At 62.2% G+C, this 20,546-nt stretch carries 15 protein-coding genes; 6 read left to right on the top strand and 9 right to left on the bottom strand.

What is annotated here, in order from left to right; genetic code table 11:
- Nucleotides 1-35: 35 nt before the first annotated feature.
- Nucleotides 36-797 (bottom strand): class I SAM-dependent methyltransferase, encoded by a 762-nt coding sequence (locus EV664_RS10390; RefSeq protein ID WP_133495648.1) that lies wholly within the window; start codon nt 795-797, stop codon nt 36-38.
- A gap of 65 nt (nt 798-862) precedes the next feature.
- The gene (uvrB, locus tag EV664_RS10385; RefSeq protein WP_133495647.1) at nt 863-3,055 is read right to left on the bottom strand and encodes an excinuclease ABC subunit UvrB; all 2,193 of its coding nucleotides are present in this window, start codon (nt 3,053-3,055) and stop codon (nt 863-865) included.
- 250 nt (nt 3,056-3,305) lie between these two features.
- On the opposite strand from uvrB, the gene EV664_RS10380 reads away from it, so the two are divergent.
- The gene (locus EV664_RS10380) at nt 3,306-4,538 is read left to right on the top strand and encodes a chloride channel protein (protein ID WP_133495646.1); all 1,233 of its coding nucleotides are present in this window, start codon (nt 3,306-3,308) and stop codon (nt 4,536-4,538) included.
- Nucleotides 4,539-4,540: 2 nt separating this feature from the next.
- On the opposite strand, the gene EV664_RS10375 is transcribed toward EV664_RS10380, so the two are convergent.
- The 3 genes from EV664_RS10375 to EV664_RS10365 form a co-directional block, all read right to left on the bottom strand.
- Complete coding sequence (locus EV664_RS10375) at nt 4,541-5,713, bottom strand: MBL fold metallo-hydrolase (RefSeq protein ID WP_373287508.1); 1,173 nt, start codon at nt 5,711-5,713, stop codon at nt 4,541-4,543.
- 28 nt (nt 5,714-5,741) lie between these two features.
- Nucleotides 5,742-6,491, bottom strand: a complete 750-nt coding sequence (locus EV664_RS10370; protein WP_162848822.1) for an SDR family NAD(P)-dependent oxidoreductase — start codon at nt 6,489-6,491, stop codon at nt 5,742-5,744.
- 158 nt (nt 6,492-6,649) lie between these two features.
- Nucleotides 6,650-8,173, bottom strand: coding sequence for a fumarate hydratase (locus EV664_RS10365; RefSeq protein ID WP_133495644.1), 1,524 nt, complete (start codon nt 8,171-8,173; stop codon nt 6,650-6,652).
- 131 nt (nt 8,174-8,304) lie between these two features.
- Between EV664_RS10365 and ligA the strand changes: the two genes are divergently transcribed.
- The 4 genes from ligA to EV664_RS10345 all read left to right on the top strand — a co-directional run bounded on the left by ligA (nt 8,305) and on the right by EV664_RS10345 (nt 15,165).
- Nucleotides 8,305-10,431 (top strand): NAD-dependent DNA ligase LigA, encoded by a 2,127-nt coding sequence (gene ligA, locus EV664_RS10360; RefSeq protein ID WP_133495643.1) that lies wholly within the window; start codon nt 8,305-8,307, stop codon nt 10,429-10,431.
- Between the two features lie 160 nt (nt 10,432-10,591).
- Entirely contained in the window at nt 10,592-13,102 is a 2,511-nt protein-coding gene (locus EV664_RS10355; protein ID WP_133495642.1) for a TonB-dependent receptor, read from the top strand.
- A 231-nt stretch (nt 13,103-13,333) separates the two neighbouring features.
- Complete coding sequence (locus EV664_RS10350; RefSeq protein ID WP_188656406.1) at nt 13,334-14,368, top strand: sensor histidine kinase; 1,035 nt, start codon at nt 13,334-13,336, stop codon at nt 14,366-14,368.
- Nucleotides 14,365-15,165 carry a LytR/AlgR family response regulator transcription factor gene (locus EV664_RS10345; RefSeq protein WP_133495640.1) on the top strand — a complete coding sequence of 267 codons (801 nt, stop codon included), beginning with the start codon at nt 14,365-14,367 and terminating at the stop codon, nt 15,163-15,165. Before EV664_RS10350 ends, EV664_RS10345 begins: the two co-directional genes overlap by 4 nt.
- 78 nt (nt 15,166-15,243) lie before the next feature.
- On the opposite strand, the gene EV664_RS10340 is transcribed toward EV664_RS10345, so the two are convergent.
- Complete coding sequence (locus EV664_RS10340) at nt 15,244-15,540, bottom strand: DUF3297 family protein (RefSeq protein ID WP_133495639.1); 297 nt, start codon at nt 15,538-15,540, stop codon at nt 15,244-15,246.
- A gap of 93 nt (nt 15,541-15,633) precedes the next feature.
- Nucleotides 15,634-16,005, bottom strand: coding sequence for a hypothetical protein (locus EV664_RS10335; protein WP_133495638.1), 372 nt, complete (start codon nt 16,003-16,005; stop codon nt 15,634-15,636).
- 52 nt (nt 16,006-16,057) lie between these two features.
- Between EV664_RS10335 and EV664_RS10330 the strand changes: the two genes are divergently transcribed.
- Complete coding sequence (locus tag EV664_RS10330; protein ID WP_308423522.1) at nt 16,058-16,585, top strand: EVE domain-containing protein; 528 nt, start codon at nt 16,058-16,060, stop codon at nt 16,583-16,585.
- 165 nt (nt 16,586-16,750) lie between these two features.
- Here EV664_RS10330 and EV664_RS10325 read toward each other — a convergent pair whose 3' ends face one another.
- Nucleotides 16,751-17,947 (bottom strand): MFS transporter, encoded by a 1,197-nt coding sequence (locus EV664_RS10325; RefSeq protein ID WP_133495637.1) that lies wholly within the window; start codon nt 17,945-17,947, stop codon nt 16,751-16,753.
- Between the two features lie 659 nt (nt 17,948-18,606).
- Complete coding sequence (gene typA, locus EV664_RS10320) at nt 18,607-20,424, bottom strand: translational GTPase TypA (protein ID WP_133495636.1); 1,818 nt, start codon at nt 20,422-20,424, stop codon at nt 18,607-18,609.
- Nucleotides 20,425-20,546: the final 122 nt, after the last annotated feature.

Raw genomic sequence — 20,546 nt, 5'->3', positions numbered from 1 at the left:
GCCCCCCTCAAGAGCGAAAGCGTCCGGCCGGTCGATCAGCCCGGTTTGCGGAACCGGTACACGATCCGGTCGGTATGCCCCCGTATCGCCGGATCGAACACGCTCTTGTCGTGCGCATCGTCCGGATTGCTCAGCACATCGCTGCTGTCCTCCAGCACGAAGCCTGCCGCTTCGAAATCGGCCTTCACCACTGCCGGGTCGATGCGGTGCATCGCCTCTACCGTCGCGCGTGTATCGTCATTCGGGTTCGCCACATGGTCGACCACGCCGACAATACCTCCCGGCTTCATCGCAGCATATAGCGTTTTGACAAAGACGGCGGGGTCGCTGCGCGGAATGCCATATTTGGCGCTTTCCCAATATTGGTCGTGATAGACCATGTGCAGCATCACGAAATCATAGGTGTCGGCAGGTGCCGCGAATTTGTCGAACGGGTAGCTGACAACGCTGACATTGGGTTCTCGACCGATCAGCGAATGCCAGCTTGCCTTTGCCTTTTCATCATAAAACTGGGTGGGTTCATACGCGACGACCTTCCCCTTCGGTCCAACCAGCCGCGCCATGATTTCGGAATAATAGCCGCTGCCCGCCATGATATCGGCGGCGACATCGCCCTTTTTCAGACCAAGAAAGTTCAGCACCTCAGCCGGTTTGCGATCGGCATCCAGCTTAACCGCGTCCGCCGGACGGCCCGGCATGAAAAGCGCGGCCCCGACCTGTCCCTTGCTCACCACCTGCGCGGCAGCAGGAAGCGGAAGGGCAAGCGCAACAGCGGCGGCGATCAGGGCAAGGCGCATTTCGATTCTCCCCATGGATTTCGGGAAACATGCGACGCAATGCCCCACCGCTCAACGGCTAATCGTCAGCGGCGCGAACCGCCGCCGAATTTCTTCTGCACCTTGCCGTACCGCGTCTTGCGGGTGCCGGGTTTACCCTCGTTCGACCGGCCCATTACCGGTGCCTTGCGATCCGCTTCGGGCAGGCCAAGCTCTTCGGCCTCCAGCTCGCGGATCTGGTCGCGCAACCGGCCTGCCTCCTCGAACTCAAGGTTCGCGGCGGCATTGCGCATCTTGCCCTCAAGCTCCTCGATATAGGCGCGTAAGTTGTGGCCGACCATGTGCGGGCGATCGTCTTCCAGATCGACCGTGACCTGATCCTTCGACGCGACATGCGCGATGATATCGCCGATATTGCGGCGGATCGTCGTCGGCGTGATGCCGTGTTCCCGGTTATAGGCTTCCTGCTTTTCGCGCCTCCGGCTGGTTTCGCTCAGCGCGCGCTCCATGCTGCCCGTCATCCGGTCGGCATAGAGAATCACCCGGCCATCGACATTACGCGCGGCGCGGCCGATCGTCTGAATCAGCGAGGTTTCGCTGCGCAAAAACCCTTCCTTGTCAGCGTCGAGAATCGCGACCAGCCCGCATTCGGGAATATCGAGGCCCTCGCGCAGCAAGTTAATGCCGACCAGCACGTCATAGACGCCCATGCGCAGGTCGCGGATCAGCTCGATACGCTCCAGCGTTTCGACATCCGAATGCATGTAGCGGACCTTGATCCCCGCTTCGTGCATATATTCGGTCAGGTCTTCGGCCATCCGCTTGGTCAGCGTGGTGACGAGCGTGCGATAGCCCTTTTCGGCTGTCTTCTTCGCTTCCTGAATCAGGTCCTGCACCTGTTCCTCGACCGGCTTGATCTCAACCGGCGGGTCGATCAGGCCCGTGGGGCGGATGACCTGTTCGGCAAACACGCCGCCGGTCTGCTCCATCTCCCAATTACCCGGCGTGGCCGACACCGCGACCGTTTGCGGGCGCATCGCGTCCCATTCGTTAAAGCGCAATGGTCGGTTGTCGATGCAGCTCGGCAAGCGAAAGCCATATTCGGCCAGCGTGATCTTGCGCCGATGGTCGCCGCGCGCCATCGCGCTGATCTGCGGCACCGTCTGATGGCTTTCATCGACGAACAGCATCGCGTTCTCGGGCAGATATTCGAACAAAGTCGGCGGCGGTTCGCCGGGGAGCCGCCCGGTGAGGAAGCGGCTGTAATTTTCGATCCCCGCGCATGATCCCGTCGCGGCGATCATCTCAAGATCGAAATTGGTGCGCTGCTCCAGCCGCTGTGCTTCGAGCAATTTCCCTTCGGCCTGCAATTCCTTCAGCCGCTCGGCAAGCTCGTGGCGGATCGCGCCGGTCGCCTGTTTCAGCGTCGGCCCCGGCGTCACATAGTGCGAATTGGCGAAGACGCGGATCTTGTCGAGGCTGGCGATCTTCTGACCGGTAAGCGGATCGAATTCGGTGATCTCTTCGACATCGTCGCCGAAGAAAGCGATGCGCCATGCGGTATCTTCATAATGCGACGGGAAGATTTCGAGGCTGTCGCCGCGCACCCGGAAATTGCCGCGCGCAAAGCCTGCATCGTTGCGCTTATATTGCAGCGCGACCAGCTTTCGGATGATGTCGCGCTGGTCGACGACATCGCCCTTTTTGATGTCGAAAATCATCGCCGAATAGGTTTCGACCGATCCGATGCCGTAAATGCACGACACCGATGCGACGATCAGCACATCGTCGCGTTCGAGCAGCGCGCGAGTCGCCGAATGGCGCATCCGGTCGATCGCCTCGTTCGTGCTCGATTCCTTTTCGATATAGGTGTCGGAACGCGGCACATAGGCTTCGGGCTGATAATAGTCGTAATAGCTGACGAAATATTCGACCGCATTTTCGGGGAAGAAGCTTTTGAACTCCCCGTAAAGCTGCGCTGCGAGAATCTTGTTGGGGGCAAGGATCAGCGCCGGGCGCTGCAATTGTTCGATGACCTTCGCCATGGTGAAGGTCTTGCCCGATCCGGTGACGCCCAACAGCACCTGATCCTTTTCGCCCGCTCGCGCGGCAGCGACCAGTTCTTCGATCGCAGCAGGCTGATCGCCCGCCGGTTCATATTCGCTGACCAGCTTGAACGGCTTACCGCCCTCCGCTTTGTCAGGCCGTGCCGGACGGTGCGGAATGAAGGTATCACCGGTTTCCGGTTCGTCGAGCGTTGTTCTGATCTGAATCGCCATCGCCGCGCCATATGGGGATTGGAAGCTGTGATCCCAAGCATCAACAGGGATACTTGTTCCCGATTCATTCGCGCAATATAGAGCGGCTTGCCGGCGGGCGCGAAGATTCTTTCGCAAACGACTTTGCCCCCGGACCAATCGCGCGATAGAGAGCGGCTATGCGCCGCGCCATGTCAACCCGTTTACGCCTGTGAAGAAACTGACCCGAAACCGTCTGCGTGCCCTGATCCGTCGTCAGGGACCTCAGTCCATGGTGTTTCGCCGTCGCGTTGCGATCGGCGGCGGCGCGATTTCGGTCGGCCTGTTCGCGCTGATCTTCGCGACTGCGGCGGATGATGTCAGCAGCCTGTTTCTCGATATCGTCCGCGTCTATCCCTATCTGCCGCTGCTCCTGACACCGCTGGGCTTTGTGCTGATCGCCTGGGCGACCAAGAAAGTCGCTCCCGATGCGCGCGGATCGGGCATTCCGCAGATCATCGCGGCGAAATCCAACCCGACCGAAGCGACGAAGTCGCTGATGTCGCTGCGCACCGCGGCGGTAAAGTCGGTGCTGACGCTCGGCGCATTGCTGTGCGGCGCTTCCGTGGGCCGCGAAGGGCCGACGGTTCAGCTCGCCGCCGCCGTCATGGCGGGGTGGCACCGGCTGCTGCAGGCGCCGATGCGCGCGTCGATGGTGATTGCGGGCGGCGCGGCGGGTGTGGCGGCCGCGTTCAACACGCCGCTGGCCGGAATCGCCTTTGCGATCGAGGAACTCGCCGCTGCGTACGAACAGCGCATGACGTTGCTCGTCATGACCGCGATCCTGATTTCGGGCATGGTCGCGCAAGGCGTCGCGGGCGATTATATCTATTTCGGCGTCACCGGCGCGTCGCTGCCGTTCAAAAGCGCGCTGGTCATCGCGCCGCTGGCCGGCGTGGTCGGCGGCATTTTCGGCGGTGCCTTTTCCCGCCTGTTGCTGCTCGCCGCGCGGGCGGACAATAAGCCCATGCTGTGGATGCGCCGCAACCCGATGTATGCCGCCGGTATCTGCGGCGCGATCGTTGCGGTTACGGGCGTGCTCACCAACCTGACCTGGGGCACCGGCTATGCCCCTGCCCGCGCGATGATCGAAGGCGTGCACGCACCGCTCTGGTTCGGGCTTGCCAAGTTCATCACCACCGCCGCAACCGCGATTTCGGGGCTGCCGGGCGGCATCTTCGCGCCCAGCCTCGCCACGGGCGCTGGTTTCGGCAATGTGCTGCGCTGGTTCTTCCCCGGCGAACCGGGGAGCGCCGTCGTGCTGCTCGGCATGACCGCTTACTTTACCGGCGTGGTGCGCGCGCCGCTGACGGCTGTTATCATTATCTCCGAAACCACGGTCAGCCGGGGACTGATGTTGCCGATGCTCGGTGCTGCACTGATCGCCGATCAGGCAAGCCAGTGGGTGTGCCGCGACCGCCTCTACCACGCACTTTCGGCAACCTTCGCTACGCGCGAGACCTGATTTTAACGGATCGCGCGCACTTCAGGCGTGTCGAGACATTTGAGCAATTGCTTGCGGCTGGCGGGTTTTGCCTTTGGCGGCGAATCGCCCGCCGGTATCTCAACCGTCCGGCCGATCGGAATGGTGGTGAACGCATCCCCGATCCCGGCGCAATTCGCCGTGGCGCTCAGCAGACGCGGCGGGGTCAGATAGCCTTCCCACGAAAGCCGGAACGTCCCCCAATGGATGCCGATCGCATGCGCGGCGTGCAGCCGTTCGAACACGCGCACTGCATCGACCGGGCCGATATGGCTGTCGATTCCCATCTGCCCTTCCTGAAAACGGAACGCGCCGATCGGGATCAGCGCCAGCCGGATCGGGCCCAGCGCCGCAGCCTCGCCCGGCCATTTGCCGTCGCCGAAACCCGTATCGCCCGCAAAGAACAGATTGCCGCCCGGCATCCGCACGACGAAGCTCGACCAGAGCGCGCGATTGCGATCGGCGAACCAGCGGCTGCTCCAGTGATGGTTGCGCGTCACCACGACATCGACACCGGGCTTCACCGCAACGCCGCTATCCCAGTCGCGCGCCGCCGCCTTCGCGCCCGCCTGCGCAATGACGCTGTCATTGCCCGGTGCGGTGACGATCAGCGGATGATCGCGCTGCCACAGTCTGCCCAGCGTCGCGAGGTCGAGATGGTCGTAATGATTGTGGCTGACCAGCACGAGGTCGATCTTCGGCAGATCGTCGAACGCGATACCGGGTCGTGCGACGCGATGCGGCCCGATTCCGAACGGCCCGGCAACCTCGCTCCACACCGGATCGGTGAGGATATTGAGGCCTTGGGTCTGCACCAACACACTGGCATGGCCGACCCAGGTGACGAGCATCCGCTGCCCCGCCACCCGCGCGGGCGGCTTTGCCTGCGCGACATCGACATGGTCTGGCCAGACGGGGCGATCGTCCTCGCCCAGCAGATAGCGCGCAATAAAGCCCGGGCGGCTGCGTCCGGTGGGCGGCGCGATATCCTGATCGCCATCGGGATTGAAAAAATGCTCGCCGTCGAAATGCCCACTCACCGGCCCGCGATAATAGATGCGGTCAAGAAAGCGCGGCACGATAACCAGCGTCAGGCAGATGCCGATAATCGCAAAGAGCAGCGCGATGCCGACGCCCCGCGCAATCCGTCTAGCCACGCTGATCGCCTCCTCCGCCCGTTGCCGCTCAGGCCATGGTCAGCCCGCCATCGACCCGATATTCCGATCCGGTGACATAGGCCGCATCGTCGGACAAAAGAAAGGTGGCAACTGCCGCAACATCCTCGGGCGTGCCCAGCCGGCCCAGCGGCACCGCCTTAGCTACCTTTTCCTTATAGCTTTTTTCCTCAGCCTCGCTCATCCCACCGCGTTCGTGAAAGCGGCTCTCGGTCGCCCCTGGCGTCACGACATTGACGCGAATCCCGCGCGGCGCGAATTCGGTGGCAAGGCTGCGCGCCGCCTGCCGCACCGCCGCCTTGGTTGCTGAATAGACGAGCGTATCAGCGCGCCCGCCGCCGACGGTGCCCGATCCGACGAGCAGGATCGCCCCGCCATCCTTCATGCACGGGCCCAGATGCTTCGCCTGAAGCAGCGGCGCGCGCAGGTTGAGGTCGAAATGGTCGTCGATTTCGGTCGCGTCGATCTCGCCCAGCGCTTTGAACCGGCCGAACCCGGCATTCAGAAACGCGCCGTCCAGCCCGTCAGGCGCGAATTCACGCACGCAATCCGCAAGCGCCTGCGCCGAATAATGGGCAGAGGCGTCATTTTCGATCACCTTCGCCTTGGGAAGGGCCTTGCGCGTCTCCTCGATATGGTTCTCGCTATGCCCGGTAATCAGCAGCTTCGCGCCCTCATCCGATAGCCGTTTCGCGGTCGCGAGCCCGATCCCTGACGTACCGCCGGTCACCAGAAACGTCCGACCATCAAAGCGCGCCATATCTCTCTCCAAATCCACAGGTTCGGGAGGCATAGCGTTCGGCAGAGGTGCCGGGTTCCGGCAGGGGCGTGCTGTAGCGAGTGAGACGGGAGAGAAAGCGCATAGCTATCGGGCGCGGGCGCTCCATGGGCGATAGATAATATAGCGCGCGCCGCCCCTCAAACCTTCTCCAGCAACCGCTCCTTGGCAATCTTCTCGCGCCACACCAGCGGGGCGAGGTGGTGGACGCTCTGCCCTTCGCTATCGACGGCGACCGTCACCGGCATGTCCTTCACTTCGAATTCGTAGATCGCTTCCATGCCCAGATCTTCGAACCCGACGACCTTCGATCCCTTGATCGCGCGGCTCACCAGATAGGCAGCGCCGCCAACCGCCATCAGATAGGCGCTCTTGTGATCGGCAATCGCCTTAATCGCCATCTCGCCACGCTCTGCCTTGCCCACCATGGCGAGCAGTCCCTGTTCCAGCATCATGCGGGTGAATTTGTCCATGCGGGTCGCGGTGGTCGGGCCTGCCGGGCCGACAATCTCCTCACCCACCGGATCGACCGGGCCGACATAATAGATGACGCGGTTTTTGAAGCTGACGGGCAGTTCCTCGCCCGCATCAAGCATATCCTTGATCCGCTTATGCGCGGCATCGCGGCCGGTCAGCATCTTGCCCGACAGCAGAATGCGGTCGCCATGTTTCCAGCTTGCGACTTCTTCCGGCGTAAGCGCATCGAGATTGACTCGCTTCGCCTCGGCAGGCGGCGTCCATTCCACCTTCGGCCATGCCGACAGGTCGGGCGCGGGGAGATAGCTCGCCCCCGATCCGTCGAGCGTGAAATGCGCATGGCGCGTCGCGGCGCAGTTCGGAATCATCGCGACCGGCTTGTTCGCCGCATGGCACGGCGCGTCCATGATCTTCACGTCGAGAATGGTCGAAAGCCCGCCCAGCCCCTGCGCGCCGATGCCGAGCGCATTGACCGCGTCGAAAATATCGATGCGAAGCTGTTCGATGTCGGTCTTCGCCCCGCGCGCCTTGAGCTGACCCATATCGATCGGATCCATCAGGCTTTGCTTGGCAAGCTTGACGCAATGTTCCGCCGTGCCACCAATGCCGATGCCCAGCATTCCCGGCGGGCACCAGCCGGCGCCCATTTGCGGGATCATCTCCAGCACCCAGTCGACGATATTGTCGCTCGGGTTCATCATCTTGAACTTCGACTTGGCCTCGCTACCGCCGCCCTTCGCCGCGACGTCGATGCTGACCGTGTTGCCCGGCACCAGTTCGACCGACAGCACGCTCGGCGTATTGTCCTTGGTATTGCGGCGCGTGAAAGCGGGATCGGCGAGCACCGAAGCGCGCAGTTTGTTTTCGGGGTTCAGATAGGCGCGGCGAACGCCCTCATCGACGACCTCCTGCAAGCTGCGCGACGTGTCGTCGAGCACGCAGTCCATGCCCCATTTGACGAAGACATTGACGATGCCGGTATCCTGACAGATCGGGCGATGCCCCTCCGCACACATCCGGCTGTTGGTCAGTATCTGCGCGATCGCATCCTTCGCCGCGGGGGACTGCTCCGCCTCATACGCCTCACCCAGCGCGCCGATATAGTCCATCGGATGGTAATAGCTGATATATTGCAGCGCGTCGGCGACGCTTTCGATCAGGTCATCGGTGCGAATGGTTACGGGCATTGCGATATCGTCCGGCTGGTCAAAGGAAAGTAGCGCCAGCCTTATTCGCCTGCGCGCCCATGGCCAAGCCCATTTGCGGATGCGCAAATCCATCTTGCGGCACCTTGTCGCAGCGCATAGCGACGTCTGCCATGAGCGAGATCGACGGCATGGAAGAGACACAGGCAGCAGCAGAGCTGGAGCAGCTGGCGCAGGAAATTGCGCGGCATAACCGGCTGTATCACAGCGAGGATGCGCCGGAGATTTCGGATGCCGATTATGACGCGCTGATGCGCCGCAATGCGGAGCTGGAAGCCGCGTTTCCGCAGTTGAAGCGCGCAGATTCGCCCTCGCTGCTGGTCGGGTCCGCGCCGTCCGGCCATCTTGCCAAGGTCGCCCATGCGCGCCCGATGATGAGCCTCGACAACGCCTTTTCCGACGAAGAAGTGACGGAGTTTGTCGCCCGCGTCCGACGCTTCCTCAGCCTTGCCGAGGACGCGCCGGTCGCACTGACCGCCGAGCCGAAGATCGACGGGCTATCCTGTTCGCTACGCTATGAGGGCGGCGTGCTGGTCCGGGCGCTCACCCGCGGCGATGGGCAGGTGGGCGAAGACGTCACCGCCAATGTGCGCACCATATCCGACATTCCGCAGCACCTGCCCAAGGGCGCGCCCGACATTTTTGAGGTGCGCGGCGAAGTCTATATGGCCAAAGCCGATTTTGCCGCCCTCAACCAGCGGCTGCGCGATGCGGCGGAAGACCCGGACAAGGCGCGGCAATTCGCCAATCCGCGCAACGCCGCTGCCGGGTCGCTGCGGCAGAAAGACGCTACCGTCACTGCCGAGCGCCCGTTGCGCTTCCTGACCCATGGATGGGGCGAAGTCAGCGCGGTTCCGGGTGAGACCCAGACCGAGGTGATCCATGCAATCCACGCCATGGGCTTTCCGGTCGCGGACAGCTTCACGCGCACCGAAACGACAGCGGCCGCTCTCGACGTCTATCGCGCGATCGAAGCGGAGCGCGCCGACCTGCCCTTCGACATTGACGGGGTGGTGTACAAGGTCGACCGGCTCGACTGGCAGGAGCGGCTGGGCTTTGTCGCACGCGCGCCACGCTGGGCCATGGCGCATAAATTCCCCGCCGAACGCGCTCAGACCACGCTCAACGCGATCGATATTCAGGTCGGACGCACGGGCAAGCTGACCCCGGTCGCGCGGCTCGAACCGGTGACGGTCGGCGGGGTCGTCGTCACCAATGCCACGCTCCACAATGCCGATGAGATTGCCCGGCTCGGCGTCCATCCCGGCGACCGGGTGGTGATCCAGCGCGCAGGCGATGTCATCCCGCAGATCGTCGAAAATCTCTCGCGTGACGAAGCCCGCGCGCCCTGGCCGTTCCCCACCCATTGCCCCGAATGCGGCAGCGCGGCCGAGCGCGACCCGGGTGAGGTCGACTGGCGCTGTTCGGGCGGGCTGATCTGCCCGGCACAGCGCGTCGAGCGGCTGCGCCATTTCGTGTCGCGTCATGCGCTCGATATCGAAGGGCTGGGTACGACGAATATCGAGAGTTTCTTTCAGGACGATCTGGTCCACACCCCCGCCGATATCTTCCGGCTGACCGAGGACGTGCTCGTCGCGCGCGACCGCTGGGCCGAAACCTCGGCGCGCAACCTGATCGCGGCGATCGAGGCGAAGCGCAATCCGCCGCTCGACCGATTCCTGTTCGCGCTCGGCATCCGCCATGTCGGCGCAATCACCGCCCGCGATCTGGCGCGCCGCTGGACAAGCTGGAGCGCGTTTCGCGCGATGCTCGACGCCATGTTGGCGAAGCGGACGGAGATGGCGCAGGCGCTGGGCGAGAGCGACGACAAGTTCCTGGCGCGCATAGGGAAGGAAATGGCGACCATTGCCGAAACCGCGGGCGTCGGGCCGGAGGTCGCACTGGCGCTCGCCGACTTTTTCGCCGAGCCGCATAATCGCGAAGCGGTCGACGATCTGCTGACATTCGTGACGCCGGCCGATGTGGTGCACGAAACGCGCGAATCGGAAGTCAGCGGCATGACCGTGGTGTTCACCGGATCGCTCGAAACCATGTCGCGCGACGAAGCCAAGGCACAGGCAGAGGCGCTGGGCGCGCGCACCGCCGGGTCCGTTTCGTCAAAGACCGGGCTGGTCGTCGCCGGGCCGGGCGCAGGGTCGAAGCTGAACAAGGCGCGCGATCTGGGCATCCGCATCATCGACGAGACCGAATGGGCACGCATCGTCGCCGACGCCCGGTGATGCTTTTTTGCAACGCAGCATGATTCTTTAACGCGATTGGCAGATTGCGGGAACTGGAAGTCGATTTTGTCATGCAACCGACATATTCCATGCCCATCAGCCGCCCCGACGGCGAATACGCCGCGCGCCGATTTCGGTGCCAATCCATAAGGGAAGAATCATGCGCAACATGCTTTATGCCGGCGTCGCCATCGCCGCGCTTGCCATTCCGGGCGCTGCCTTCGCGCAGTCGACCGGCTCGATCGAATTCGATGATTCGGATATCGTCGTTCAGGGTCAGGCGGAACGCGGTATCGCCGGGATCGAAATTCCCGACACGCCGAAGGCGAAGGTCGTCGTAACCTCCGAACTGCTGCGTCGCCAGACGCCGGGTCAGAGCGTTAACGAAGTCCTGAACCAGGTTCCGGGCGTCAGCTTCACCAACAACGATCCGTTCGGTTCGCTGGGCGGTTCGTTCAGCATTCGCGGTTTCAACTCGGACCGTATCTCGCAAACGCTCGACGGTATCCCGCTCAACGATTCGGGCAACTACGCGCTCTATACCAACCAGAATATCGACATCGAACTGGTCGATAACATCAACGTCAACCTTGGTTCGACGGATGTCGACAGCCCGACCCCGGCAGCGGTAGGCGGCACGATCAACATCAACACGATCGAACCCAGCGACACGCTGAGCGCGATGGCGGTTGCCAGCTATGGCGACATCATTGCCGACGGCAAAGGCAAAAGCCGTCCGTATAACCGCGTATTCGGCCTGATTCAGACCGGCGACATCACCGGCCACGGAACCAAGGCATGGTTCTCTGCATCGCGCGTCAAGCAGGACTCGACCTTCTCCAACTATGGCGGCGTCGACAAGCAGCAATATAACGCGAAAATCTACCAGCGGATCGGCTCGAACGGCGATTTCGTTTCGCTTGCCGGTCACTGGAACCAGAACCGCAACAACTTCAACGGCTCGCCCTTTAGCTATAAAAACTATCCGATCAGCCGCGAAGAGCGTTTCTACGACATCAATTATCCCTGCACGATTAACACTTCTGCCAGCGCGACCGTCGTGGATACGCCGAATAGCTGTGGCAGCGAGTTTGAACGGCGCTTCAACCCGTCAAACACTGGCAATATTCGTCTGAACTCAAAGTTCAACTTTACGGATAAGCTCGTTTTCTCGTTCGACGGTGCCTATACCTATACTAAGGCGAATGGCGGCGGCACCTCGGTCGGCTATGAAAGCGAATATCAGACCGCTGATGGCGAGCAGCTCGTCGGCTATATCGGTGGCAAGCCTTATTTCGGCATCGATATGAATGGCGATGGGACGCTGGGCGTGGATGCCAATGGCGACGGCGTTATCTCGCCGAGCGAATCTGACCAGATCCGGGTTCTTACGCCCAGCCAGACCGTTACCAACCGGTGGATCGCCATTGCCAACCTGGCATATGAGATCAACGACACCAACCGCGTACGTCTTTCCTACAGCTTCGACCGCGCTCGTCACCGTCAGACGGGTGAAGCCGGACTGCTGCGTCCTGACGGTTCGCCATACGATGTGTTCCCGATCAATGACGGCCTCAAGGACGTAAACGGCAATCTGCTCGAAAAGCGTGATCGTAAATCGTTCGCGACGCTGCATCAGGTTTCGGGCGAATATAGCGGCACGTTCCTTGAGGACCGTTTGAACGTACTCGCCGGTCTGCGCGTGCCGTTCTTCTCGCGTGACCTGGACAATTACTGCTTCACCACCAACACCAGCGGTTATGTCGACTGCATTCCCTCGGCTGCTGGTCAGGCAGCCTATGCAGCGGCCAATCCGTATGTCGTCGATGCAGATGGTTCGGTGACCGGCGCCGCCCTTCCGCAGAGCCGTCATTACAACTACAGCAAGGTTCTGCCGAGCATCGGCTTCACCTACCACTTCACCCCCGCGCTCTCGATCGCGGCCGGTTATACTAAGAATATCTCGGTTCCCGGCACCGACCCGCTGTACAACTCGCTGTATCTGCCCGACACGGATGCCAATAAGCCGAAGCCCGAAACCTCGGACAGCTTCGACGGCAGCGTACGGTTCAAGTCGGGCACGATCTCGACCTCGCTGACCGGCTGGTATTCGAGCTACAACAACCGCCTTGTTTCGGCATATAAGGTCGAGTGTGACTGCAGCGTCGAAACCAACCTCGGCAAGGTCGAGAAATATGGCGTCGACGGCAGCTTCTCTTGGCAGCCGATCCCGCAGATCAGCTTCTACGCCTTCGGTTCGTATATCGTTTCGGACATCAAGCAGGATGTTCTGGCGGGTTCGGACGGCAGCGTAATCGCCACTGCGGGCAATTACGAGCGCGGCGTACCGAAATATATGTTCGGTGGCCGTGTCCAGGGCCAGCTCGGCCCGGTCGAAATCGGTGTTCAGGCGAAGCGCACCGGCCCGCGCTATTTCGACGACACCAACACCTTCCGCTTCGACCCCTATACGGTCGTAGATGCGGAAATCCGGTACTCGCTGAAGGATGCAGGCCTCGAAAACAGCCGTCTGCAGCTCAACGTCACCAACCTGTTCGACGAAAATTACATCGGTTCGTTCAGTGGTGGTCTGACGCTCAGCTCGGCATCGAGCTTCGTCAATATCGGCCCGCCGCGCGCCATTGTCGGCTCGCTGGTTGTCGGCTTCTAAGTACCTCTCAACATCATCTGCCAAAGCCGCCGTCCTCCCATCGGAGGGCGGCGGTTTTGTTTTGGGGTGGCGTTCCGGCTGACCAATCCCTTTGCCCTTGGCACGGCTGCGCTATATTCGTGACGGTTACCGACAACCGCCTGACCCGAAAGCGCCTGCTCCATCGTGCCGAAAACCAGACCCTCGATCCTTTCGCGCCCCTTTTTCGAGGATAAGAGCCGCGCCTTCTGGATGCTGCAGGCAGCGGGCTGGGGCGGCTATCTGGTGCTCCGCACGGTGTCGAGCATTTCGAACACTTTTTCGTTCAAGGCGGTCATCGCGGTGCTGGTCGAAGCGATCGTCGGCTATTGCCTGACGCTGCTGCTATCGGCGCTGTACGGCTATTATCGCCGCCTGCCGCGCATCACCGGGATCGTCGTCACGCTGGCGACGCTGGCGGCCGCGACCGCGATCTATGCGGTGATCGACGCCTTTACCTTTTCGTTCAAAAATGCCGCACCGGGCATCACGCTGAACCTCGTGCTCGGGACGGTGTTCCTCAATTTCGTTGTGCTTGCGGGCTGGTCGGCGCTGTATTTCGGTATCAATTTCTATCTGATCGTCGAGGAGCAGAATACCCAGCTCCGGCTGCTGGAGACTCAGGCATCGACCGCGCAGCTCGCCATGCTGCGCTATCAGCTCAATCCCCATTTCCTGTTCAATACGCTCAATTCGATCTCGACACTGGTGCTGCTGCGCGAAACCGAGCGCGCCAATGCGATGCTGGCGCGATTGTCCAATTTCCTTCGCTACACGCTCGCCAACGAACCCACCGCGCATGTCACGCTGGCGCAGGAGATCGACACGCTCAAACTCTATCTGGAGATTGAGAAGATGCGCTTCGATGAGCGGCTGCGCCCCGTTTTCGACATTGATCCGCGCGCGGTAAAGGCGCGCCTCCCCTCGCTACTGCTCCAGCCTCTGGTCGAAAATGCGATCAAATATGCCGTCACCCCGCAGGAAGAAGGCGCCGAAATCGCCGTCTCCGCGCGGCTCGCCGGAGACAGAGTGCGGGTCGTCGTGGCGGACACCGGGCCGGGATTGACCCGGGGGCCGCGCAGGCCGAACCTTTCGACGGGCGTGGGCCACGCCAATATCCGGGAGCGGTTGCTTCAGGCGTTCGGCCCCGACCATCGATTCGAAACAAGGACGAACCCCGGAGGGGGCTTTCGCGTTGAGATCGAAATTCCGTTCCAGATCGAGGAACCCAAACGCGAGGCAGCATGACAATCCGCACTATTCTCGTCGATGACGAACCACTTGCCATTCAGGGGCTTGAGCTGCGCCTGCAGCCGCATGAGGATGTCGAGATCATCGAAAAGTGCCAGAACGGGCGCGAGGCGATCCGTGCGATCAAGACGCAAAAGCCCGATCTGGTCTTTCTCGATATTCAGATGCCCGGCTTTGACGGCTTTTCGGTCGTTCAGGGCCTGCTGGAAGTCGAACCGCCGCTATTCGTGTTCGTCACCGCTTATTCCGACCATGCGATCCGCGCGTTCGAGGCGCAGGCGGTCGATTATCTGCTCAAGCCGGTCGAAGAAGGGCGGCTCGCCGATACGCTGGAGCGCGTGCGCCAGCGGATCAACGAAAAGCGCGGCCAGGCCGAGGTCGAAAAGCTGAAGGAAGTGCTCGCCGAAATCGCACCCGAAGCGGCCGAGGAATATGCAGACGGCGGCGACGCGGTGGCCGCCAGCCGCTATGAAAAGCTGATCAATATCAAGGATCGCGGCCAGATTTTCCGGGTCGACGTCGATACGATCGAACGGATCGACGCGGCGGGCGATTATATGGTCATCTATACCGGCGACAATAATCTGGTGCTGCGCGAAACGATGAAGGATCTGGAAAAGCGGCTCGACCCGCGCCGGTTCCAGCGCGTGCACCGCTCGACGATCGTCAATCTCGATCTGGTGCGGCAGGTAAAGCCGCATACCAACGGCGAATGTTTTCTGGTGCTCGATTCGGGCGCGCAGGTAAAAGTGTCGCGCTCCTATCGCGACGTGGTCGCGCGGTTCGTGCACTGACCATGAAAAAGGGCGGGCGCCCCGTTGCGTCCGCCCGTTTCAAAGGATCAGCGTGCCAGGCGCGAACGCCCGACGCCCTTACGCTTCGTCGATTTCGTCCTGCGGCCCGGCATTGCCGGTGTCGCCCTCCGGCGCGCCGACATCCTGATACCAGGCCTCTACCGGGCCGGTCAGCTTGATGGTGAGCGGCTGACCATGGCGGTCGACCTTTTTGCCGAGCTGGACGCGGATCCAGCCTTCCGACATCGAATATTCCTCGACATCGCGGCGCTCATTGCCCTTGAAGCGAATGCCGATGCCGCGTTCGAGCACCGACTGGTCGAAATGCGGGCTGCGCGGATTTACCGAAAGGCGGTCGGGGGGCGTATCAGTCATGGGATCGCCCTGTGCCGCAGGATCGCCGCCGGGAAAAGGGGTTTCGTCACCTATAGCCGCGAAAAAAGGGACGGGCCGAACGTCCCTTCGGCTTTATCGGCAATAACGGACCGCGACCCGACGGTGCAGATAGGGGTCCCATACGCGCCGCACGCTGCAATATGGGCGAGGACGATAAGCGGGTCGAGCATAATAGCCGCCGCGGTAATAGCGATCGCGATAATCGGGGCGGTCATAGCGATAGTCGCGATACTCGCGGCGGTTGTTCGACGCCGAGGCAATCGCGGCCCCGATGGCGAGCCCGGCTATCCCGGCGACGATCGCCGTCCCGGTACCGTTGTCGCGGTGCTGATCGTGGTAGCGATAGTCATCGCGATAGCGCTGAGCTTCGGCGGGCACGGCGGCGGTCATCGCGGTCGCGCCAAGGGCGAGCCCCATGGCAGCTTTGGTCATCAACATGGTCATATCCATCCTCCTGACTGGTCGTTTCGCCAGGCCCTGTTGGCCGATCGCAGGAATGGCGGACGATGGAGAGGAATATGGCGTCCCGCTTCTGAACCGGCTCAAAACCGGCTATTCAGCATGCGTTTACCAACCATTGGCCTCGCTTGAGGGCGATTGCGCGACCGGGGAGAGCGACATGGCATATTGGCTGATGAAATCGGAACCTGACGAATATGGCTGGGACGATCTGCTTCGCGACGGCAGCACCGAATGGACCGGGGTTCGCAACCATGCCGCCGCAAAGCATTTGCGCGCGATGAAGAAGGACGATCGCGCTTTCTTCTATCACAGCGCCATTGCCCAGCCGTGCATCGTCGGGATCATGGCGGTCGCCCGCGAATGGCAGCCCGATGGTGAGGAGGGCAAATGGGCCTCGGTCAAGATGACGCCCGTCGAACCGCTCCCCTCCCCCGTCACGCTAAAGGCGATGAGGGCCGAAGGGGCGCTGTCGGACATGGCGACGCTGAAACAATCGCGCCTCTCGGTCAGCCCGGTACGCGAGGACGAATGGAAGCACCTGCTGAGGATGGCAGGGGCATAGAAGCGAGCTTCCTATAGCTAAAGGACAGTCTCAGACGTCACCCCGGACGTGTTCCGGGGCCCACCGAGCGTCAGGCGCATCGGCGGCGGGTGCAGTGCGACGGCGGATGCCGAAACTAGGCCGGCATGACGGGGGCGCTCCACCGTCTTTCGCGTGGAACAGACGTCACGCGGGCTGCGGCACTGCCTCGCTACGCCGCGCATCGACCCATGCGATTGCCCAGATCAGCAGCCCGCCCGCGCCGAGTGCCGCGCCGACCAGCCCCGACGAGGTCCAGCCGAACCCGGCAGCGATCGCTATCCCTGCGAGCAGCGGTCCCAGCGCATTCGCCGTATTGAACGCCGAATGGTTGAGCGCTGCGGCAAGCGACTGGGCATCGCCCGCGACATCCATCAGCCGCGTTTGCAGCACTGCGCCCAGCGCGCCCACCATGCCGATCAGGAACACGATGGCCGCCATGCTCCACGGGCTGTGCGCTGCCAGCGGATAGAGCAGCGTCACGACGATCGCCCAGATCAGCACGCCCGCCGCGGTCGGCATCAGCGCACGATCGGCAAAGCTCGGGATCATCAGATTGCCAATCGTCATCCCGGCCCCGAAAATGGCGAGATAGACCGGCAACCAGGCGGATGACACATGCGTCACATCGGCCAGGGTCGAGGCGAGATAGGTATAGACCGCGAACATTCCTCCGAACCCGATTGCCCCGATGCCGAGCGTCAGCCAGACCTGACGCCGTTTCAACGCGCCGAGCTCGCGAAACGGACTGGCATCGGAATCGGGATATTGGCGCGGCGCAAACAGCCGGATCATCGTGACCGTGGTCAGCGCCAGCCCGGCGACCACCACAAAGCCCCAGCGCCAGCCCGCCCATTGGCCCAGCGCATTGGCCAGCGGCACGCCGATGATCGTCGCGACCGTCAGCCCCAGCATCACGCGCGACACTGCCCAGGTCCGCTTTCCCGGCGGCACCAGCGACGCCGCCATCAGCGAAGCGATCCCGAAATAGGCACCGTGCGGCAGGCCGCTGCAAAAGCGCACCAGCATCATCATCGAATAATTGGAGGCCAGCGCGCTCAATCCGTTGGCAACCGCGAACACGCTCATCAACAGGATGAGCAGCAAGCGCCGCTCAAGCCGCGCTGACACGATGGCGAGCAGCGGCGCCCCCACCACCACGCCCGCGGCATAGGCGCTGATGACATGGCCTGCCGTCGGCGCGTCGATATGCAGATCGTCGGCGAAATAGGGCAGTAGGCTCATCGTCGCGAATTCGGTCGTCCCGATCGCGAACCCGCCCATGGCGAGCGCAAGCAATACCAGTCCGGGCCGTGCCGCCGGAGCCGCTGTGCCGTGCGTCATGCCGATTTCCGTTCATGTTGCATCGCAGCACACATAGGGTCGCTACGGACAGACGCAAGCCAAAGAGAAGCGCGACAGGCCTGATACCGACCGGCGTTGATCCGAACCTATGGTGCCAACGTCAAGCGATCCGGAGCGCCACGCCGCCCGCAGCCTTGCGGCTGGCGCCACCAACCATCACCGCTTCCTGCCACATAGCGCCACACGCCCACGGCCCCGGCCTCCGCCGGGGCGACGCATGGGTTAGGGGCTTATATGCGCCGCGATTGCAACAACCGTCGCCCCGGCGGAGGCCGGAGCCGCAATCGTCTGCCGCCCCACCAACCCAAACCCGTCCTGGCGGGAAGCGCAGCGACGCGGCGATCCGGCGGTGCGTGCCGCCGCTGGATCGCCGCGCCACTTCGGGGCTCGCGATGACGAGCGTGCCATAGGTTCAGGTCAGGCAATTTTGCTTTCGCGCAATTCCCGGCCCCAACATCCTCCGTTCGTGTCGAGCGAAGTCGAGACGCATAGCGCGTCATTAATAGGTCACCGGGTGACCCTATTCAGGGCGTGCCGAGCGCCGCTGGATTGCCGCGCTACTTCGCCATCGATAACCAATGAAAAAAGGCCCGCCGCATCGCTGCGACAGGCCCCTTCCTTACCATATCTGCAATCGCTTATGCGCCGGCGCCCGCGCGCTTCGCCTTTTTACGCTCATGCGGATCGAGATGACGCTTGCGCAGACGGATGGTCTTGGGCGTTACCTCGACCAGCTCGTCATCGTCGATATAGGCAATGGCCTGTTCCAGCGTCATCTTGCGCGGCGGGGTTAGACGGATCGCATCGTCCTTGCCCGACGAGCGGATATTGGTGAGCTGCTTCGCCTTCATCGGATTGACCTCAAGGTCATCCGTCTTGGCGTTTTCACCGATCACCATGCCTTCGTACAGCGCCTCGCCATGGCCGACGAACAGAATGCCGCGATCTTCGAGGCTGTTGAGCGAATAGGCATTCGCCTCGCCCGTGCCGTTGGAGATCAGCACGCCGTTCTTACGGCCTTCGATCTGGCCCTTATACGGACCGTATTTCTCGAACAGACGGTTCATGATGCCGGTGCCGCGCGTGTCGGACAGGAATTCGCCGTGATAGCCGATCAGGCCGCGGCTGGGCGCGGAGAAGGTGATGCGCGTCTTGCCGCCGCCCGACGGGCGCATATCGGTCATTTCGGCCTTGCGCAGGTTCATCTTCTCGACGACCGTGCCCGAAAACTCCTCGTCCACATCGATAACGACGGTTTCATACGGCTCTTCACGGCCATTTTCGCCGTCACGGAACAGCACGCGCGGGCGGCTGATCCCCAGCTCGAAGCCTTCGCGGCGCATGGTTTCGATCAGAACGCCCAGCTGCAATTCGCCGCGCCCTGCAACTTCGAAACTGTCCTTGTCCTCAGCCTCGGTCACCTTGATCGCGACGTTCGATTCGGCTTCGCGGAACAGACGGTCGCGGATCATGCGGCTCGTGACCTTGCTGCCCTCACGGCCCGCCATCGGCGAATCGTTCACGGCAAAGCGCATCGACAGCGTGGGCGGATCGATCGGCTGCGCCTGAATCGGCTCGCTGACCGAGGTGTCGGCGATGGTGTTGGCCACCGTCGCGACTTCAAGGCCAGCCATCGAGATGATGTCGCCTGCCTTTGCCTCGTCCACGGGCACGCGCTCCAGACCGCGGAACGCCATGATCTTGGTCGCGCGGCCGGTTTCGACGATCTTGCCGTCGCGATCGAGCGCGTGGATCGGCTGGTTCAGCTTCACCGTGCCGGTTTCGACGCGGCCGGTCAGAATACGACCGACGAAATTATCGCGGTCGAGCAAGGTCACAAGGAATTTGAACGGCGCGTCGACATCGACATCGGGTGCCGGAACATGGCTGACGATCTTTTCGAACAGCGGCGTCAGCGTGCCCTCGCGCGCATCGGGATTTTCGCTCGCATAGCCGTTACGGCCCGAAGCGTAGAGCACGGGGAAATCGAGCTGCTCGTCATTCGCGTCGAGGCTGACGAACAGGTCGAAGACTTCGTCGAGCACTTCCTGAATGCGCGAATCGGAACGGTCGACCTTGTTGACGACCACGATCGGCTTCAGGCCGAGCGCCAGCGCCTTGCCGGTCACGAACTTCGTCTGCGGCATTGCGCCTTCCGACGAATCGACCAGCAGAATCACGCCGTCGACCATGCTGAGAATACGTTCCACTTCGCCGCCGAAATCGGCGTGGCCCGGCGTATCGACGATGTTGATCCGCGTGCCTTCCCATTCGACCGAGGTGCACTTGGCCAGAATGGTGATCCCGCGTTCTTTTTCGAGATCGTTCGAATCCATCGCGCGTTCGTCGATGCGCTGATTGTCGCGGAAGGTACCGGACTGGCGGAAAAGCTGGTCGACGAGCGTTGTTTTGCCGTGATCGACGTGGGCGATGATCGCCACGTTGCGAAGTGTCATTATAAATTGTCCCGGAAACGAGGTTTGCGCGCGCTTAGCGGAAATTGTTCCGCAAAAAAAGGGGGGCGGTCATTCGGTAACGATCTTTGGCGCAATTCGGCGATGCGATCGCCACAATGTTG

Origin of the sequence: Stakelama pacifica (assembly GCF_004361835.1) — a bacterium.
Classification (GTDB): domain Bacteria; phylum Pseudomonadota; class Alphaproteobacteria; order Sphingomonadales; family Sphingomonadaceae; genus Sphingomonas; species Sphingomonas pacifica.
This window is presented reverse-complemented; position numbering and strand designations above follow the sequence as displayed.

What these genes read in the sequence shown, in the direction of transcription:
- EV664_RS10390 (WP_133495648.1), bottom strand. Translation starts at nt 797, where the DNA reads ATGCGCCTTGCCCTGATCGCCGCCGCTGTTGCGCTTGCCCTTCCGCTT.
- uvrB (WP_133495647.1), bottom strand. Translation starts at nt 3,055, where the DNA reads ATGGCGATTCAGATCAGAACAACGCTCGACGAACCGGAAACCGGTGAT.
- EV664_RS10380 (WP_133495646.1), top strand. Translation starts at nt 3,306, where the DNA reads ATGGTGTTTCGCCGTCGCGTTGCGATCGGCGGCGGCGCGATTTCGGTC.
- EV664_RS10370 (WP_162848822.1), bottom strand. Translation starts at nt 6,491, where the DNA reads ATGGCGCGCTTTGATGGTCGGACGTTTCTGGTGACCGGCGGTACGTCA.
- EV664_RS10365 (WP_133495644.1), bottom strand. Translation starts at nt 8,173, where the DNA reads ATGCCCGTAACCATTCGCACCGATGACCTGATCGAAAGCGTCGCCGAC.
- ligA (WP_133495643.1), top strand. Translation starts at nt 8,305, where the DNA reads ATGAGCGAGATCGACGGCATGGAAGAGACACAGGCAGCAGCAGAGCTG.
- EV664_RS10355 (WP_133495642.1), top strand. Translation starts at nt 10,592, where the DNA reads ATGCGCAACATGCTTTATGCCGGCGTCGCCATCGCCGCGCTTGCCATT.
- EV664_RS10350 (WP_188656406.1), top strand. Translation starts at nt 13,334, where the DNA reads ATGCTGCAGGCAGCGGGCTGGGGCGGCTATCTGGTGCTCCGCACGGTG.
- EV664_RS10345 (WP_133495640.1), top strand. Translation starts at nt 14,365, where the DNA reads ATGACAATCCGCACTATTCTCGTCGATGACGAACCACTTGCCATTCAG.
- EV664_RS10340 (WP_133495639.1), bottom strand. Translation starts at nt 15,540, where the DNA reads ATGACTGATACGCCCCCCGACCGCCTTTCGGTAAATCCGCGCAGCCCG.
- EV664_RS10335 (WP_133495638.1), bottom strand. Translation starts at nt 16,005, where the DNA reads ATGACCATGTTGATGACCAAAGCTGCCATGGGGCTCGCCCTTGGCGCG.
- EV664_RS10330 (WP_308423522.1), top strand. Translation starts at nt 16,058, where the DNA reads ATGGCGGACGATGGAGAGGAATATGGCGTCCCGCTTCTGAACCGGCTC.
- EV664_RS10325 (WP_133495637.1), bottom strand. Translation starts at nt 17,947, where the DNA reads ATGACGCACGGCACAGCGGCTCCGGCGGCACGGCCCGGACTGGTATTG.
- typA (WP_133495636.1), bottom strand. Translation starts at nt 20,424, where the DNA reads ATGACACTTCGCAACGTGGCGATCATCGCCCACGTCGATCACGGCAAA.